Annotated in this window: 13 protein-coding genes; 6 read left to right on the top strand and 7 right to left on the bottom strand. The window is 64.7% G+C overall.

Going from position 1 to position 16873, the window contains the following annotated elements; all coding sequences use genetic code 11:
• Positions 1-58: 58 nt before the first annotated feature.
• Positions 59-1174 carry a Gfo/Idh/MocA family protein gene (locus tag ABIC17_RS09645; protein ID WP_354281312.1) on the bottom strand — a complete coding sequence of 372 codons (1116 nt, stop codon included), beginning with the start codon at positions 1172-1174 and terminating at the stop codon, positions 59-61.
• Positions 1175-1363: 189 nt separating this feature from the next.
• Here ABIC17_RS09645 and ABIC17_RS09640 point away from each other — a divergent pair, with 189 nt between their 5' ends.
• Positions 1364-2398: a LacI family DNA-binding transcriptional regulator gene (locus ABIC17_RS09640; protein WP_354281310.1), complete on the top strand. Its 1035-nt coding sequence runs from the start codon at positions 1364-1366 to the stop codon at positions 2396-2398.
• Between the two features lie 25 nt (positions 2399-2423).
• Here ABIC17_RS09640 and ABIC17_RS09635 read toward each other — a convergent pair whose 3' ends face one another.
• The gene (locus tag ABIC17_RS09635; protein ID WP_354281308.1) at positions 2424-4058 is read right to left on the bottom strand and encodes a glycoside hydrolase family 43 protein; all 1635 of its coding nucleotides are present in this window, start codon (positions 4056-4058) and stop codon (positions 2424-2426) included.
• Complete coding sequence (locus ABIC17_RS09630) at positions 4055-5299, bottom strand: MFS transporter (RefSeq protein WP_354281306.1); 1245 nt, start codon at positions 5297-5299, stop codon at positions 4055-4057. Before ABIC17_RS09630 ends, ABIC17_RS09635 begins: the two co-directional genes overlap by 4 nt.
• A 408-nt stretch (positions 5300-5707) precedes the next feature.
• Here ABIC17_RS09630 and ABIC17_RS09625 point away from each other — a divergent pair, with 408 nt between their 5' ends.
• Positions 5708-8716: a TonB-dependent receptor domain-containing protein gene (locus tag ABIC17_RS09625; RefSeq protein ID WP_502958444.1), complete on the top strand. Its 3009-nt coding sequence runs from the start codon at positions 5708-5710 to the stop codon at positions 8714-8716.
• A gap of 88 nt (positions 8717-8804) precedes the next feature.
• On the opposite strand, the gene ABIC17_RS09620 is transcribed toward ABIC17_RS09625, so the two are convergent.
• Positions 8805-9368, bottom strand: coding sequence for a DUF4142 domain-containing protein (locus ABIC17_RS09620; protein ID WP_354281302.1), 564 nt, complete (start codon positions 9366-9368; stop codon positions 8805-8807).
• A 197-nt stretch (positions 9369-9565) separates the two neighbouring features.
• Here ABIC17_RS09620 and ABIC17_RS09615 point away from each other — a divergent pair, with 197 nt between their 5' ends.
• The 4 genes from ABIC17_RS09615 (at position 9566) to ABIC17_RS09600 (ending at position 14535) form a co-directional block, all read left to right on the top strand.
• On the top strand, positions 9566-9982 hold the full coding sequence (locus tag ABIC17_RS09615; RefSeq protein WP_354281300.1) for a DUF3597 family protein: 417 nt from the start codon (positions 9566-9568) through the stop codon (positions 9980-9982).
• 116 nt (positions 9983-10098) lie between these two features.
• Entirely contained in the window at positions 10099-10845 is a 747-nt protein-coding gene (locus ABIC17_RS09610) for a dienelactone hydrolase family protein (protein ID WP_354281299.1), read from the top strand.
• A gap of 325 nt (positions 10846-11170) precedes the next feature.
• Positions 11171-12904, top strand: coding sequence for a malate dehydrogenase (quinone) (gene mqo / locus ABIC17_RS09605; protein ID WP_354281297.1), 1734 nt, complete (start codon positions 11171-11173; stop codon positions 12902-12904).
• Between the two features lie 134 nt (positions 12905-13038).
• On the top strand, positions 13039-14535 hold the full coding sequence (locus tag ABIC17_RS09600; protein ID WP_354281295.1) for a glucuronyl esterase domain-containing protein: 1497 nt from the start codon (positions 13039-13041) through the stop codon (positions 14533-14535).
• 22 nt (positions 14536-14557) lie between these two features.
• Here ABIC17_RS09600 and ABIC17_RS09595 read toward each other — a convergent pair whose 3' ends face one another.
• From ABIC17_RS09595 to ABIC17_RS09585, 3 genes are read right to left on the bottom strand one after another with little or no spacing between them, the layout of a single operon-like run.
• Positions 14558-16111, bottom strand: a complete 1554-nt coding sequence (locus ABIC17_RS09595) for a tryptophan halogenase family protein (protein WP_354281293.1) — start codon at positions 16109-16111, stop codon at positions 14558-14560.
• Positions 16112-16129: 18 nt separating this feature from the next.
• The gene (locus ABIC17_RS09590) at positions 16130-16630 is read right to left on the bottom strand and encodes a PIN domain-containing protein (protein ID WP_354281292.1); all 501 of its coding nucleotides are present in this window, start codon (positions 16628-16630) and stop codon (positions 16130-16132) included.
• The gene (locus tag ABIC17_RS09585) at positions 16612-16845 is read right to left on the bottom strand and encodes a type II toxin-antitoxin system Phd/YefM family antitoxin (protein WP_502958436.1); all 234 of its coding nucleotides are present in this window, start codon (positions 16843-16845) and stop codon (positions 16612-16614) included. The genes ABIC17_RS09590 and ABIC17_RS09585 overlap by 19 nt, the downstream gene beginning before the upstream one ends.
• Positions 16846-16873 lie beyond the last annotated feature (28 nt).

Raw genomic sequence — 16873 nt, 5'->3', positions numbered from 1 at the left:
CGTGCGCGTCCGTCCGTACCTCCATTGAGCTACGGACGGACGCGCATATCCGCTCTTGTCAGGCGGACTGGGGAATGATGCTGATCATTTCGTCTTCACTGGGCTGCTTCGCAGGCTTCAGCTTGAGCGCTTGGTCCGCCTCGACCCGCCGGCTGCGCGTTGCGGGTTCGAGCGTGATTGTCTCGCCCTTCTCGAGCGATTGCTCGATCGCTGCGAGGACCCGCATGTCCATCAGACCTTCCTCGCCATCGGCTTCCGGATGCAAATCCTTCAGGATGCAGTCGGAGAAATACTGCGTCTCGTTGCCGAACTGCTCGACCGGATCGAAGCTGTGCTCCTTGCTGCCGTCCGCGGTGCGCTCGACATAGGCGATGCCGACCTTCGGCCCGAACATGAACGCGGGATTGGCGTGGATGCTCGCCTCGGTCCCGACCAGCTCGAAGAATTCCGACGACGCCGTGGCGTAGCTGACGGTGAACTGCGCGACGCGCGCGTCCGCGAACCCCAAGGTGACGGCGACCGTGTCATGGAAGTTGAACCCGCGCCCCGGTGACTTGATGCCGACTGCGTGAACCGAAATGGGTTCCTGGCCGAACAGGTTGCGCACCGCGTTCAGCGGATAGGTGCCCATGTCTGGCACCGGGCCGCCCCAATAGCCGTTATGGCCGCGTGAGTTCGCCTCAGCGACATTCTGCGCGAAAACCGACACGAAGCTGCGCAAGTCCCCGAAGTCGCCGTTGCGGGCACGCGTGATCATGTCGACCGTGCCGGGCTCGTTATGGAGGCGATACGCGATCATCAGCTTGGCGCCGCCCTTTTGCTGTGCCGCGATGATCTGTTCGGCTTCCGCCACGCTCGATGCCATCGGCTTTTCGAGCAGGACATGGATCCCGGCCTCCAGTGCCGGTACCGCATATTGCAGGTGCAGGAAGTTCGGGGTCGCGATGTAGACGGCATCGATCTCGCCGGATTTCAGCAGCGCGTCATAGTCGTCATAGGACCAAGCCTTAATGCCGTAGAGCTTGGCGAGCTTGTCGGCCTTGACCGGATCGCCCGTGACCAGCGCGGTCATCTCGGAATTGTCGGTCCGCGCAACGCCGGGCATGAATGCCTGCTGAGAGATCTGGCCGCCGCCGACGACGGCGTAACGTACCTTTTTCGTGTGTCCGAACATATCGGTCCTTCGATTTACCGGGGGGAAGTCCCGAAAACGATGGTCGCCCGGGATCGTTGCATGGCGCGGCAGGCACGCGTCGTTCGCGCGCATGATCGCGATCGCGCGTCACGGTGCCCGATCCCTGTTGCTCCGCTGTGGAAATTGGCTAGGCACGAGGCATCGGGGTTAGGGTGAGGGCGAGCGAACTTGGCACGGAAGGCGGCACCCGGACGCAATACGACGATCGTGGACGTGGCGGCAAAGGCTGGCGTCTCCGCGATGACGGTGTCGCGCGTCATCAATGGTCAGCCGGGTGTGGGGCCGGACACGCGCGCGACCGTCAACGACGCCATTCGCGAACTGGGCTATCGCCCCAACCAGACCGCCCGGAACCTTGTCACGTCGACCGAATTGCGGATCGGCGTCGTCTATTCCAATCCCAGCGCCGCGTTCATGAGCGATTTCCTGACCGGCGTGTTCGAGGAGGCATCGGCGCGCGGCGCGCGCCTGATTCTCGTCAAGGGTGAAGGCGGGCGGGCGCCCCCGCTCGAGGCGATCGAGGCGTTGGGGACGTCTGGCGTATCGGGCGTGATCCTCACGCCCCCGTTGAGCGAATCCCCGACGGTCTTGCGGGTCTTGCGGGACGCAGGGGTCCCGATCGCGTCGGTCGGCGCGCATCAGGTTGCGGGGGCGATCTGCGTGCGGATCGACGATCGTCAGGGTGCGTATGAGATGACCCGCGACCTGATCGCCCTGGGGCACCGGAACCTGGGCTTCGTCGTCGGCAACCCCGATCAGGCGGCAAGCGCGGAACGCCTGGCGGGGTTTCATGCGGCAGTGCGCGAGAGCGACGGGATCCATACCACCGTTGCGCAGGGTGATTTCAGCTACGCCTCCGGGCTGGTAGCGGGCGAGCAACTGCTCGATGCCGCGCAGCCGCCGACTGCCATCTTCGCGAGCAACGATGACATGGCGGCGGCGATCGTCTCGGTCGCGCATCGGCGGCAACTGGACGTTCCCGGCGAACTGACCGTCGTGGGGTTCGACGATACCACCGTAGCGGTGACCCTGTGGCCGCCGCTGACCACGGTGCATCAGCCTGTCCGCCAACTGGCGGCGGAGGCGCTGGGTCTGCTCGTCACCGAAATTGCCGCTCCAGCGCGTCCGTCGGATCGGATCGACCGGGTGCTACCGCACCGCATCGTCCGCCGCCAATCGACGGCGGTGCCGCGGCAGGATTGATCGCGCGACGACGGAACCCTCGATCCTAGTCGTCGCGCCCTTCGTAGCGGAAGAAGGCGAAGTCGGCGGGGAGGGCGGTGCCTGCCATATCCTGGCACGCCATGCCGACGAAGGTGCCCGTGAAGTTCGGCAGGCCGGGCAACGATGCCTCGTCCGACAGGATGCTCGCGTCGTGAACACGGTCGCACCACGTCCAGTCCGCTGCATCGATCGGCTCGCCCGGGTTGCCCAGCCGCCAGGCGAAACGGAGCCGGTCGAGATCCACATCGACGCGCAGATCGATCACCCCATCGGGCAGATGGTCGACCACGGTGGTGACGCTGCAGCTTCCGGTATCCGGCGATGCGGTCATCACCTGCAATTGCCGCGTCGAGCCATCGTGCGTGACGTTAAGGTAATGAAACTTGGTGCCGTTGTAATAACAGATGAGCCCCGCTGCCTGCTGGAAATGGGTGGGTGCATAGTCGATCCGTGTCGTGGCGGAATAGGACAAGTGCTCCTGCCGCCGCGCGACGAGCGCTTGCGTGAAATGGCTCCCGACCGTCTCGCGGCCGTACAGCCGCAGGAAGCCCGGCCGTGCGGTCAGGCTGAACAGCGCATCGGGCTCGGGTGTCCGTAGCCACTGGAATTCGGGCGGCAACGTATCGGTGTCGAACCGGTCATCGGCAGGGGCAACCGGCCACGGGGCGGGGGGCAGTGACGGTGCCCCCGGCTCGGCATCGGGCATCGCATCGCCAGCGACCGTCCGGAGCCAGCCGTCGTCACCCCAGACCATCGGCTGCAACGCGGTTTCGCGTCCCAGAACGCAGCGTTCGCGGGTCGGCAGCGGTCGCCCGCACAGATACGCGATCCAGGTCGTCCCGTCCGCGAGGTCCACCAGGTCGGCATGCCCAGCGCGTGTCAGCGGTCCGTCCCGTCGTCCGGCAGCGGTCAGCACCGCCACGTCCGGATGGACCTCATACGGCCCGAACAGCGAGCGCGACCGCGCCATCGTGACCGCATGGTCCCATCCGGTGCCGCCCTCCGCAACGAGCAGGTGATACCAGCCATCGCGCTTGTACAGATGCGGCCCTTCGGTGAACCCGATGTCGGTGCCGTGGAAGATCGTGTGGCGTTCGCCGATCAATCGCAACGTCGCGCGATCCAGTTCCTGAACGACGATACCCCCGAACCGCGGGTGCCCCGGGCGGTGATCCCACAGCATGTTGAGCAACCACGTCCGGCCGTCGTCGTCGTGGAACAGCGCCGGGTCGAAGCCGCTGCTGTTGAGGAAGACGGGATCGGACCATTCGCCGTTGATCGTGTCGCACGTCACGAGATAATTGTGGAAATCGCGCAGCGATGCGCCCGAGGCACCGTTGACGGTCGTCTGTCCGTAGCGCTTGACGTCGGTGTAGGCGAGCCAGAACCGGCCGTCGGCATGGCTCAGGTCAGGAGCCCAAACACCACACGAATCGGGGTCTCCGCGCATGTCGAGCTGGGTCGCACGCGTCAGCGGTCGCGTAGCCAGCCGCCAGTGCACCAGGTCGCGGCTATGGTGGATCTGGATGCCCGGATACCATTCGAAGGTGGACGTCGCGATATAGATGTCGTCGCCGACCCGGACGATCGACGGGTCGGGATTGAAGCCACGAAGTACGGGATTACGAAGCTGCGTCATGCGGGTTTGCGCACCAAGGTCCAGAGGATGGCGGCACCGATCAGATCGAGCACGCCCAATACGATGAAGAACGGAACATAGCCGACCTGATCGACCAGTCGACCGAGCGACAGCGTGAAGACCAGCACGCCCAGATTGGCGGCAAGGCCAGCGATGCCCGTCACGGTCGCCACTTCGTCGCGGTGGAACAGGTCGGATGCCATGGTGATTACGGTGACCGACAGCGTCTGGTGGGCAAACCCGCCGAGGCACAGCAAGGCAATCGCGACATACGGATTGGTTGCCAGTCCGACGAACGCCATTCCCATCATCAACACCGCGCCAAGCGTGAAGGCCCATCGCCGGGCATCGATGAGGGATACGCCACGTCGTTGCAGGACCGCAACGACCGCAGGACCGAAAAGGCATCCCAGGTCAGCGGCAAGGAAGGGAAGCCACGCGAAGATCGCGATCTGCGCAAGATCGAACCCACGTTCCCGCGCAAGGTACAGCGGCATCCAGAAGGACAGCATCCCCCATACAGGATCAGCCAGCAAGCGTGGCAGCGCGATGCCCCATAGATTGCGCCGACGCAGCAACGCGCCGATCGGCTGGCGCTTTCTGGTGCCGGTGGGACGGGCGACTTGTCCCGCCTCGATATGACGGCGCTCGTCACTGCCGAGCCGTGGGTGCCGTGCCGGGACACGGTACCACAGCAACCACGCGACGCACCAGACGAGCCCGAGTCCGCCAGTGACGACGAAGGCCAGCCGCCAGCTTTGCGTCATCACCGCCCAGGCAATCAGCGGCGGCGCAAGCACCGCGCCGAACGACGCGCCGATATTGTAGATCCCGCCGGCCACCCCGCGTTCGTGCGCGGGAAACCATTCGGCGATCAGCTTCTGGCCCGCCGGTTGCGCCGATCCCTCCGCGAGACCCAGCGCAAGCCGAAGGCCGGCAAAAGAGAACCAGCCTTGTGCCAGCACATGCGCGATCGTGATCAGCGACCAGATCGCGACGCAAAGCGTAAAGCCAAGACGCAGACCGAAGCCATCGAGGAAATAGCCGATCAGCGGCTGGAACATCACGCCCAGCTGGAACGCACTGGTCACCCAGCTATATTGCTCGTTCGATATGCCCTGTTCACTCAGGATGACGGGTGCCGCGACACCCAGCACCGATCGCGCCAGATAATTCAGGATCATCGCACCTACGAACACAGCGATGATCGTCCAGCGGACATAAGGGAAAGGACGCCTCATTCGGCCCTGACCGGCTGCGGATTCCTCCTCCATGTCACCCCTTATACGTTAACGTTACCGGACACTACGGCGAATGTCGTGCTGCACGCTTGAAGCCAGCGCTAACCGTCAATATCCACCGCCGACAAGCATTCTTCTTACCGTAAGTTTTGCGATAATCCATCCCTCAGTTGTCGATCAACTCCGACTATTGACTAGAGTAACACGACTCAATACGACAGCGCGGTAACGTTAACGTATCTGACGGCAAACGTCGTCAATGACGTGGAATACCAGGCGTAAAAGCGCTGATCGTCAATCACAACGGGGAGAGGTGCCATGAAAACGGCCCGACGGACGCACATTTCACAACAGACCTTCAACGCGGTAACGGGGGAATGTTCGCCGATCATGGCCCGACCAGGCGGAATGGATGCGCTGCGCCAGCGCGTCCGTCTGTCCGCAGGCATCCTTGCACTGTCCTGCGCGATGAGCGCGACCGCGGCATTCGGCCAGGTCGCCGAAGGAACCACCGCGCCCGATCCCACGCCGGCGCCGGTTGCACCGCCTGCCGCACAAGTCCCGCCCGGCACGGTCGACCCGACGGCTGCAACCGCGCCCGACGCCGCCAGCGGTGATAGTGGCGACATCGTCGTCACCGGCTCGCGCATCGTTTCCAACGGGTTCGCCGCGCCGACGCCGACAACCGTGATCGGGGCCGCGCAGATCCAGGGCAATGCGCAACCCAACGTCTTCACGACGATCGCGCAGCTTCCGTCGCTGCAAGGGTCGAGCGGTTCGGCGACCAACACCTTCAGCACCTCCAGCGGCCAGCAGGGGCTGAGTTCGCTGTCGTTGCGTGGTCTCGGACCGATCCGCACCCTGACGCTGCTAGACGGACAGCGGGTGGTCGGTGCCTATTACACCGGCGTGACCGACGTCAGCCAGTTCCCGCAATTGCTGATCCAGCGCGTCGACGTCGTCAACGGTGGTGCGTCGGCATCCTACGGGTCGGATGCGGTCGGCGGCGTCGTCAACTTCATCACCGATACGCGGTTCAAGGGCATCAAGGGCAATGTCCAGGGCGGCATCACCACGTACGGCGACAATGCGCAGGGCCTGATCCAGCTCGCCGCCGGACGCAGCTTCTTTAACGATCGCCTCCATGTCGTCGCTAGCGGCGAATTCGCCAAGGAGGAAGGCGTCGGGGCAGGGGACTTCGGACTGGGTCTCGCCGGGGGACGCACGTGGTTCACGCAAACCTCGCTGGTCAACCGTAACGTCGTCAATGACGGATCACCGCAATATCTGTTGCTCGACAACGTCCAGAGCACCGGCTTCACCAAATACGGCCTGATCACCGCGGGGCCATTGCAGGGAACAGCGTTCGACAAGAATGGCGCACCGTTCGCCTTCCAGTACGGATCGAACGGAACGCCGGCCCGCAACGCGGCGGGTACGGTCAATGGTTGCTATCCGGGCTTCTGCGTCGGTGGCGACACGTCGGGCAACATCGACACCGGCCGGTCGCTGCAATCCGCGATCCAGCGCGTCGTGGGCTATGGTCGGATCGGCTATGACTTTGCCGACGACAACGAAATTTATGCCACCGTCAACGTTGCGCAGGTGACGACCAACAACCAGCCGACCAACGGGGCCAACCGCCCGGGGCTGACGATGCAATGCGCCAATCCGTATGTGCCCGCTTCGGTCAAGGCGGCGTGCGCAACCGCCGGGATCACCAGCTTCCAATATGGCACCAGCAACGCGATCCTGCCCAATACGCGGGTGTTCACGGATCGTCGCCAGTATCGCTACGTCGTCGGCGCGAAGGGCAAAGTGTCGATCGGCGGATCGAAGTGGACCTACGACGCTTATTACGAGCGCGGCATCAACAACATCGCGGTCGACGTCAACAACGTCCTGCTCACCCCGCACTTCAACCAGGCGATCCAAGCGGTCGAACTCAACGGCGCGATCGTGTGCGCCAGCGCGGTTGCGCGGGCGAATGGGTGTCAGCCGATCAACATCTTCGGTGGCGCGGAGCCTTCGGCTGCAGCCAAGGAATATGTCAGCCCAGCGAACGGCCCGTTGCAGCGGATGCGGCTGACGCAGGACGTCGTCAGCGTGAACTTCTCCGGATCGCCGATCGATCTGTGGGCCGGGCCACTCGCGGTCGCGTTCGGCGGTGAGTATCGCAAGGAATATTACACGGTACGCGCCGACGCCTATGGTGCGGGGGTGAGCAGCATCAGCCCGAACACGGCAGAATATCCGGCGGATCCGACCCTGCTGGCGGGCGGCAACAACTGGTATGCAGGCAATTACAAGAACGGCAACGGCGCGTTCGACGTCAAGGAAGCCTATGCCGAGCTTGATCTTCCGATCATAAATTCCGAAACGCTCGGGCGTGCCAACCTCAACGGTGCGGCGCGTGTGACCGAATACAGCACGTCCGGCACCGCGTGGACGTGGAAGATCGGCGGCACTTGGGACACGCCGATCAACGGCCTTCGCCTGCGCGCGGTGACGTCGCGCGACGTGCGTGCGCCTAACCTGTCGGAGCTGTTCGCTGCGCCGGTCACGACCACGCTGCCCAACTTCCTCGATCCGGTGCGCAACGTGAACGTCGTCGCGATCCAGAACCAGGTCGGCAACCCCAATCTGACGCCTGAAATCGCGCGGAACACATCGTTCGGTGCGGTTCTCTCCAACCCGGCGTGGCTGCCGGGGTTCAGTATCTCGCTCGATTATTACAAGATCAACATCAAGGACGTCGTCTCCAGCCTCGGCGCGGCGCAGATCGTCGATCTGTGCTTCCGCAACATCCTGCCCGAGACGTGCAGCGCGTATAGTCTGAACAACCAGGATGGCCCCAACTTCGTCAACGTCCAGTCGTTCAACCTCGCGTCGATCAAGACGAGCGGGTTCGACATCGAGGCGAGCTATCGTTGGCAGCGCCCGCTTGGCTTGCCGGGCAATTTCACGGTGCGCGGTCTTGCCACGCATATCCGGGAATTCATCACCGACACCGGCTTGCCGGGCACGATCCCGACCGACGGTGCAGGCGTGAACCTTGGCTCGACGCCGGACTGGAAATGGCTGGCGGTGCAAACCTACGAGAACGACCAGTTCAGCCTGCTGGTGCAGGAACGCTGGTTCAGCGACGGCACGATTGGCGATCAATATGTCGAATGTGCGCCCGGCAGTTGCCCGCTCTCGACCCCCAACGCGCCGACCGTCGACACGCGCTTCATGCCCGGGTCGTTCTACATCGATATCGGGGGAACCTATAATTTCACCAAGAAGGTCAGCGGTTACTTCAAGGTCGACAATCTGTTCGACAAGGATCCGGCCCGCTCGCCGTTCAATGCCAATCCCGCGCTGTACGACATCATCGGTCGCACCTATCGCGTCGGTGTGCGCTTCAACTTCTAGGTCAACCTGGCTCTACCAGTGCCTACGTCGGCATCGGTAGAGCACGAGGCGGAGCGACGCGGGACCGCGGCCCCGCGTCGTCTTTGCGTCAGGCCTTCAGGCCCTTCGCCATGTTCAGATGCGCGGTCACGGTCGGCACCAGGGTCGACGCGAACGTCTTCAGGGCCGGAACATCGCCGGTCGCCGCATAGGACTTGAGCGCGTCGAGCGTCTGCTGATGTCCTGCCGTCTGCGCCGCGATATACGCCGTGTCGAAATCGGCACCCGACTTGCTCTTGAGCGAGTCTACCGTCTGCTGCTGCGTGGCGCTCAACGTCCCATCCGGCGCGATCGGCGGCGTCAGGCCGCTGACGGCGGTGGTCAGCTTGGCGGTCGACTGCGTGTGTGCGTCGATCATCTTCTGCGCATACTTCTTGACCGAAGCCGACGACGACTTGGTGAGCGCCATCTGCGACGTCGCGATCTCGAACGCATCGCTTGCCGCTGCCGTGTTCGCGAAGGTCTGGCCTGCGCTCGGCGCGACCGTCGTTGCGGTCGTCATTTCGGTGTTGGTCGTCGTTGCGGTCGTGTTTTCGGTGGTGGTCGTCTTCTGTCCGCACGCCGCCAACGCGAGCGTTCCGGCGGATAACAAAGCAATATATGGCGTCTTCATGGACGTTCCTCCTGTCGCGAACCTAATCGGCACGCGTCCTCAACCACCGCTGGCAAGGGACGTTCCCGCGGATGCATCAACCGACGCGACGTTTTGATCGATCGGAGATGCAGTCGTCTGGACCTTTGCACCCGTTGCGCCGTTAACGCCGGGCACGGCAATCGCCGTTTCGCAGGCTATTTCGAGGAGTGATCCGAATGAGCATTTTCGGCAATATCATGAGCAAGATCTTCCACCACGGTTCGGCAAAGGCAGCAGCGCCCGCCGCCGCAGCGCCCGCGCAGGCCGCACCGACCCCGGCCGCAGCCCCGGCACCCGCTGCCGCACCGACCCCCGCGACGCCTGAGCCGGCACAGGCGGTCGATGTCGGCGCGGTTCTGTCCGAGATGGCATCGATGAAGGATGGCGGCGGCAACTATCAGTCGTCGATCGTCGACCTGCTCAAGCTGCTCGACCTCGATCCCAGCCTCACTGCCCGCAAGGAACTGGGTAGCGAGCTCGGCGTCCATGCCGGTGCCGATGGCACCCCGGAACAGAATATTGCGCTGCATAAGGCCGTGATGGCGAAGCTGGCCGAAAACGGTGGCGTCGTCCCCGACTCGCTGCGCAACTGATACGGACTGGTGCGAGCCCGATCCGGGCTCGCACCATCGCAGCGTTTGCTGCATTGGCGGTGATGCCATCGCCCGGACCGGGCGGCGGCATCACTTGCCCCACGAAAGGGTCGCCGATGATCGTGCACACGGACGAAACGCTGACTGTCGACGTGCCCGGATCGGGCGCCATGCGGGCCCATGTCTTTCGTCCCGCGGTCGAGGGTCGGTTCCCGGGCGTGCTGCTGTTTTCAGAGATTTATCAGGTTACCGCGCCGATCCGCAGGCTGGCGACGATGATCGCGGGCAATGGCTATGTGGTCGCGGTTCCCGACGTGTATCATGAGTACGAACCGGCCGGCACCGTGCTGGCGTATGATCCGGTCGGCACCGATCGCGGTAATGCGCTCAAGATCACCAAGCCCGTGTCGGCGTTCGATGCGGACGCCGAAGCAGCGCTGACCGCACTCGTCGCGCACCCGGCCTGTGACGGCAAGCTCGCGACGTTCGGCGTTTGCCTTGGTGGCCATCTGGCCTATCGGGCGGCATTCGACCCGCGCGTCTCGGCTGCCGCCTGCTTCTATCCGACCGACATTCATTCCGGCTCGCTCGGCGAGGGCAAGTCGGACGACAGTCTGGCACGCGTCGGCGACCTCAAAGCCGAAATGATGTTCGTGTGGGGACGGCAGGACCCGCATGTGCCGTTCGCGGGGCGGGAAACAATCAGGGCGGGTCTCGAAGCCGTCGCCGTGCCGTACGAATGGCATGAGTTGAATGCGCAACACGCGTTCCTGCGGGACGAGGGGCCGCGCTACGATCCCGCGTTGTTCCTGCAATGGATAGCACTGACGCTGGACTTCTACCGTCGCACCTTGCGGGGATAGCGTTTGCGAAGCGCGCCGAACGCGGCGCGAAATTGCCAATTCGGACCGACCTTTTCGGGTCATCGGGCAGGGTTTGCTTGCGCCGAACGTCCAAACGCCCCATTTAAGGGCTGAAACCGGCCACGCGTTACGAATGAAGTTGGTCGAAAAACCATAGCTTTGGGAGAGGTCTTTCGACACGCGTTCGTGCGTGGCCCGGTGGCCGTCGACGGTTCCGGACCGTCGAGCGCGTCAGTGTGGCGCCGTCCTCTGAAACCGGCGTGTAACCGCGCGCCCATCGCTTTTTATCGATGCGGCATGCAAAGATTTGAAGGATGGCGACAGCATGGCGCTCCGGAACGGCCCCACCAACGATACTCCTCACGACGCAGCCTTAACTACGGCACCGATTGCTGCCGAGGCGCGATCCGGCGTCACCCGGCGCGGCGTGATCGGCTCGGCGCTGGTTGCGGGCAGCGCGGCGATGCTCCCGGTCGATGTGGCTGGTGCCCCCGCCGAACGCACCGTCGACGTGCTGCTGATCGGCGGCGGGATCATGAGCGCGACGCTCGGGGTATTGCTGCGCCAGTTGGAGCCGAGCTGGACGATCGAGATCGTCGAGCGGCTGGATCAGGTCGCGGATGAGAGCTCGAACGGCTGGAACAACGCCGGCACGGGGCATTCCGCACTGTGCGAACTCAATTATACCCCGGTGAACGCCGCCGATGGCCGGGTAGAGATCGCAAAGGCGATCGAGATCAACGAGCAGTTCCAGGTCACCCGTCAGTTCCTCAGCCATCAGGTCGAGGCCGGTGTTCTCAAGAACCCGCGGTCATTCATTAACTCGACCCCGCATATGAACCTGGTGTGGGGCGACGCAAACGTCGCTTTCCTGCGCAAGCGTCACGCCGCACTGCAGGCGAGCCCGCTGTTCTCCGGCATGGAATTTTCCACCGATTCCGCGCAGATCACGAAATGGGTGCCGCTGATGATGCAGGGGCGCCCGGCGATGAAGCTTGCCGCCACGCGCTCGCCGCTGGGGACGGATTGTGACTGGGGCGAAGTGACGCGGCAGTACATCGCCACGTTGCGCAAGCAGCCGGGGGTTACGCTGACCACCGGGCACGAAGTCCGGTCGCTCGAACGCAATGCCGACAAGAGTTGGCGGGTCACCGCACGCAACCGGAAGACTGATGACAAGCGCATTATAAACGCGCGCTTCGTCTTCGCGGGTGCCGGGGGGGGCGCGCTGCCGATCCTGCAGAAGTCGGGCATTCCCGAGGGCGACGACTATGCCGGTTTCCCGGTGGGCGGATCGTTCCTGGTCACCGAGACCCCCGCAGTTGCGCACCGCCACCTTGCCAAGGTGTACGGCAAGGCGGCGGTCGGATCGCCCCCGATGTCGGTCCCGCATCTCGATACGCGCTATCTCGATGGCAAGCAGGCGCTGCTGTTCGGCCCGTTCGCGACGTTCTCAACCAAGTTCCTCAAGCAAGGCTCGTATTTCGATCTGCCCGCGTCGGTGACCCTCGACAATTTCCGGCCGATGGTCGCGGTCGGGTGGGATGATTTCGACCTGGTCGAATATCTCGCTGGCCAGCTGATCATGTCGCAGGAAGACCGGATGAACGCGCTGCGCGAATATCTGCCCACCGCAAAGAACGGCGATTGGCGTCTGTGGCAAGCGGGGCAACGCGTCCAGATCATCAAGCGCGATCCCAAGAAGGGCGGCGTGCTGAAGCTCGGGACTGAAATCGTTTCCTCGAAGGACGGCTCGATCGCGGCATTGCTCGGCGCATCGCCGGGCGCATCGACCGCGCCGTCGATCATGCTCGATCTGCTCAAGAAGGTTTTTCCGGCCAAGCTCGCCACGCCGGAATGGCAGGCGAAGATCCGCGACATCGTGCCGAGCTACGGTATCGCGCTCAACGACCAGACCGACCGGTTGGCGCAGCAATGGGAATCGACCGCCAACACCCTGCAACTCGCGATCGCCCCGCCCGCGGTCACCGTCCCGACCGTTCCGCGGCCGGCGGCTACGCGGGTCAAGGTCGATCGGCACCCGGACCTCGCGCTATAGTCGCCGTTCGGTCGCGTCTCGGCCTCTGACGCGAGCAAACGGCGGCGGGGCTTGCCGCTCGCGTCCAACTGCCCGATGCTGATCGCGTCGTATCGCCAACGGGCGGGCGGCGGCGCGATCACGGAGGGGGGACGATGTCGGGCAAGAGAATAGCGGGGATATTGGCTGCGGCGTTGCTTGTATCCGCGTCGACCGCGGCTGGTCCCTGGACGGCCGAACAGGACCATGCCGACATGATGCGCCAGCTTGGCATCGCCAAGCTGCGTCCCGGGGCGAACGGCGATCCGGCTGCGGCGGATGCCGCCAATTACGATCAGGCGAAGGCCAACCCTTACCCGGTCTGGCCGGATCTGCTGACGATGGCGGACGGTCGGCCGGTCAAGACCGCCGCAATGTGGCGGGAGGCGCGCCGCCCGGAGCTGATCGCGCTGTTCGAGCGCGAAGTCTACGGGCGTATTCCCGCGAACGTGCCCGGCGTGACGTGGCGGATAGACACGGTCGATCGCGAGTATTTCGGTGGCCGGCCGGTATTGGCGCAACAGCTCGTCGGCCATGTCGATAACCGTGCAGCGCCGGGGCACGCGGTCGACATCCGCGCCACACTGGTGCTGCCGGCCAATGCCAAGGGTGCAGTTCCTCTGCTCGTGATGTTCGGGCCCGCGCGCTATCCATCGCCCAGCCAGCCCGACGCCGCCGAAGCCGCCCGGCTCGACGCCGCGATGAAGGCGACGCTGATTGCACGCGATCCGTCATTTTCGACGATCTTCGCGAAGCATCCCGGGTTTGAACTTGTCAAACCCGGCGGCTTCTTTGCGCCACCCCCTAGCGACGACCGCATCACCCAATTGATTGCCGCCGGCTGGGGCGTCGCCTTGCTCGATACCGCCACCATTCAGGCCGATACCGGCGCGGGGCTGCGCGAGGGGATCATCGGTCTCGTCAACGACGGTGCGCCGCGCATGCCCGAACAATGGGGTGCGTTGCGGGCATGGGGCTGGGGGGCAAGCCGGTTGCTCGATTATCTCGTCAAGCGTCCCGAAGTCGACGCGCGGCACGTCGGCATCGAAGGCGTATCGCGCTGGGGCAAGGCAGCGTTGGTCACCGCGGCGTTCGACGAGCGGTTCGCGATGGTGCTGATCGGTTCATCGGGGGAGGGCGGGGTCAAGCCGCACCGACGCAACTTCGGGGAACAGGTCGAAAACCTCACGAGCGCCGGGGAGTATCACTGGATGGCGGGCAACTTCCTGAAATACGGGACCGAGAACGGTAGGCTCGGGCGCCGGACGGCGGGGGATCTGCCGGTGGATTCGCACGAACTGCTCGCGCTGGTGGCACCGCGGCTTGCCTTCGTCAGCTACGGCGTACCCGAACAGGGCGACGCCAATTGGCTCGACCAGCAGGGCAGCTACATGGCAACCGTCGCCGCTGGACGTGCGTGGACGCTGCTCGGAAAGCGTGATCTGGGGCGGGGCGACGATTACCGTGCGGCGCAGATGCCGCCACAGGGCACCGACCTGCTCGATGGAGAACTGGCCTGGCGCCAGCATGAGGGCGGGCACACCGATGCGCCCAACATGCGCCATTTCATCACATGGGCTAACGCCAAGATCGGCTACGCCCCGGCGCGATGAGCCGGGTCATCGGCGACCCCGTTCAGCCCCGTCGCGCTCGCGCTTCCTGGCCGCCGATCGTTTCGAGCAATTCGCGGTTGGGCAGCAGCTCGCGTTTCGCCCGATCGCCGAGCGACCGGATCCGCGCGAACTGTCGGTCCGCCACCTCCGCGTTCGCCAGCCGGTTGAGGCCGGACGGCAAGGCGGCATCCTCGTTCATGCCGTAAAGGACGTATTGATAGTTGAAATAGGCGAAGGTCTCGGTGTCGAGCGTAAGGTCGAACCGTCCCGGCGCGCGATAGCGCCACTGGTCGATCAACTCCCCCAGCCGGACGGGCCAACTCGCGCGATCGGCATTGTCGCGCCAGAACGGTTCCCGGCGGCGGCTGAGACAATAGTGCAGCTTCAGGAAGGTCACGACATTGTCGTAGCGCGCGCGCATCAATGCGTTGAAGCGCGCAGCAGGGGCGTCGATCGGCCCGCCGTGCGGCAGCATCTCGGCGATCATCGCCACCGCCGCCTCGATCATCACGATCCCGGTCGCTTCGAGCGGTTCGAGGAAACCGCCCGCCAGACCCACCGCAACGCAATTGCCGATCCACTGTCGTTCGCGATAGCCGGGCTCGAACTCCAGCATCCGCGTCGGCACACTTCCCGGCTCCATGCCGAGGTAAGCGTGGAGGATCTCTGCGGCACGTGCATCGTCGATATGCGCACTGGAATAGACGCAGCCGACGCCGTGCGCGTGAGCGAGCCCGATGTCCCAGAACCACCCGGCCTCATGGGCCGTAGCACCGGTGAAACTGGGGAGCGGGGACTGTGCCCGGTCATAGGGCAGCTTGGCGGTGATCGCGCGGTCGGTGAAAAGGTGTGAGCGCACCGACTTGACCGGCTCGCCCAGCGCTCCCCCGATCAGCTCGGCGCGAAACCCGCTGCAATCGATAAACAGATCGGCGTCGAACACACCGTGGTTGCGCGTGGCCACGCCTGCAATGCGCCCGTCGGGGCCGACATCGACACGCGTGACCAGATCACTGACGTGCGTCACACCCCCCGCGGTCGCGTGGCGCGCCAGCAACGCCGCGAATTTTACCGCATCGAAATGATAGGCATAGGCCAGCGGTCCATCGAACGGATCGTCCCGCGAGGCCTTGGGACCGCGCCCGGCGGCACCGACGCGGCTCTGGATCGTGACGGCTTCGGCGAACGTATCGCGCGTGCGGGGATCCTGTGCGAGCCAATAGGGCGCGAGGCTGCCAAGATCGCTATGGGTGGGGGCCTCGAACGGATGGAGATATTCGTGCCGCGTGTCGCCGTCGGGCGCGTGCAGCCAGTCGACGAACCGGATGCCCTGCTTGAACGTCGCCGACGTCTCGCGCAGAAATTCGCCCTCGTCGATGCCAAGGAATTTGAGCGTCGCGCGGATCGTGGGGAAGGTGCCTTCCCCGACGCCGACGATCCCGACCTCAGGCGATTCGAGCAAGGTGATCTGCGCCGCGCCCGCGGGAGAACAGGCAAGCGCCTTGGCAAGGTAGGCCGCCGCGAGCCAGCCGGCGGTCCCGCCACCAACGATCAGGATCCTCCGCGTGGCCGTCATGATGCGATCCTAGCCACGTCAGGCGCGCACGAACAGCGTCTTGAGCCAGTGCGGCTCGGTTCGGCTGGCGCGACGCCAGTCGAGGTCGTCCTCCGCGGTCCACTGCCACGGGTCGAGCAGCTTGAGCTTTGGGGATTTGAACGCCGCAGTACGACGCGTGGCAAGCGTCATGCCGCGGTCGAGCGCGGTGGCGGCGACGAGCGCGTCGCGCGGGTCGGACACCGCCACCGCACGCCTGCGGGCGATGATCGCGGCGTCGAGCGGGACGATGCGCCCTGCAAAGGCGGTCAGCACCTGTTCGTCGATCCAGCGTTGCAACCGTGCGGTGTGCCCCTTGTCTCGCGGCGCCCGGCGTATTGCGGCATTCTCGAGATCGATCAACGACACGGCCGAAAGGAAAAGCTGCTCGGGCGCGAGCGTGCCGGCCCATGCCGCCACCGCCGCGTCGGCCTGTGTCCCCCGTCGGAGTTCGGCCACCACATCGGTATCAAGGAGGAACATCAGCGCGGACCAGTCCATGCAGCTCTGTCCGCCGACAGGTCTAGCGGCGCGGTATCATCGTCGCGCATCGCCAGCAGGTCGACGATCGTCTCGCGCGCACCCGACAGGCGCTGGAACGCCTCGATGCTCAGCAGCACGTGAGTGGGTGTGCCGCGATCGGTGATCCACACCGGCGCGAGTCGCGCGGCGCGCTTCGCCAGACTGACATCCTGGTTGAATTCCCGGCTGGTCATGACCTTCACGGTAGCGTTCCCACTGCTC

Origin of the sequence: Sphingomonas sp. PvP056 (genome assembly GCF_040549155.1) — a bacterium.
In the GTDB taxonomy this organism is placed as follows: Bacteria; Pseudomonadota; Alphaproteobacteria; order Sphingomonadales; family Sphingomonadaceae; genus Sphingomonas.
This window is presented reverse-complemented; position numbering and strand designations above follow the sequence as displayed.

Coding starts and splice junctions, on each gene's coding strand:
- ABIC17_RS09645 (WP_354281312.1), bottom strand. CDS start 1,174: ATGTTCGGACACACGAAAAAGGTACGTTACGCCGTCGTCGGCGGCGGC.
- ABIC17_RS09635 (WP_354281308.1), bottom strand. CDS start 4,058: ATGACGCAGCTTCGTAATCCCGTACTTCGTGGCTTCAATCCCGACCCG.
- ABIC17_RS09630 (WP_354281306.1), bottom strand. CDS start 5,299: ATGAGGCGTCCTTTCCCTTATGTCCGCTGGACGATCATCGCTGTGTTC.
- ABIC17_RS09625 (WP_502958444.1), top strand. CDS start 5,708: ATGGATGCGCTGCGCCAGCGCGTCCGTCTGTCCGCAGGCATCCTTGCA.
- ABIC17_RS09620 (WP_354281302.1), bottom strand. CDS start 9,368: ATGAAGACGCCATATATTGCTTTGTTATCCGCCGGAACGCTCGCGTTG.
- ABIC17_RS09615 (WP_354281300.1), top strand. CDS start 9,566: ATGAGCATTTTCGGCAATATCATGAGCAAGATCTTCCACCACGGTTCG.
- ABIC17_RS09610 (WP_354281299.1), top strand. CDS start 10,099: ATGATCGTGCACACGGACGAAACGCTGACTGTCGACGTGCCCGGATCG.
- mqo (WP_354281297.1), top strand. CDS start 11,171: ATGGCGCTCCGGAACGGCCCCACCAACGATACTCCTCACGACGCAGCC.
- ABIC17_RS09600 (WP_354281295.1), top strand. CDS start 13,039: ATGTCGGGCAAGAGAATAGCGGGGATATTGGCTGCGGCGTTGCTTGTA.
- ABIC17_RS09595 (WP_354281293.1), bottom strand. CDS start 16,111: ATGACGGCCACGCGGAGGATCCTGATCGTTGGTGGCGGGACCGCCGGC.
- ABIC17_RS09590 (WP_354281292.1), bottom strand. CDS start 16,630: ATGGACTGGTCCGCGCTGATGTTCCTCCTTGATACCGATGTGGTGGCC.
- ABIC17_RS09585 (WP_502958436.1), bottom strand. CDS start 16,845: ATGACCAGCCGGGAATTCAACCAGGATGTCAGTCTGGCGAAGCGCGCC.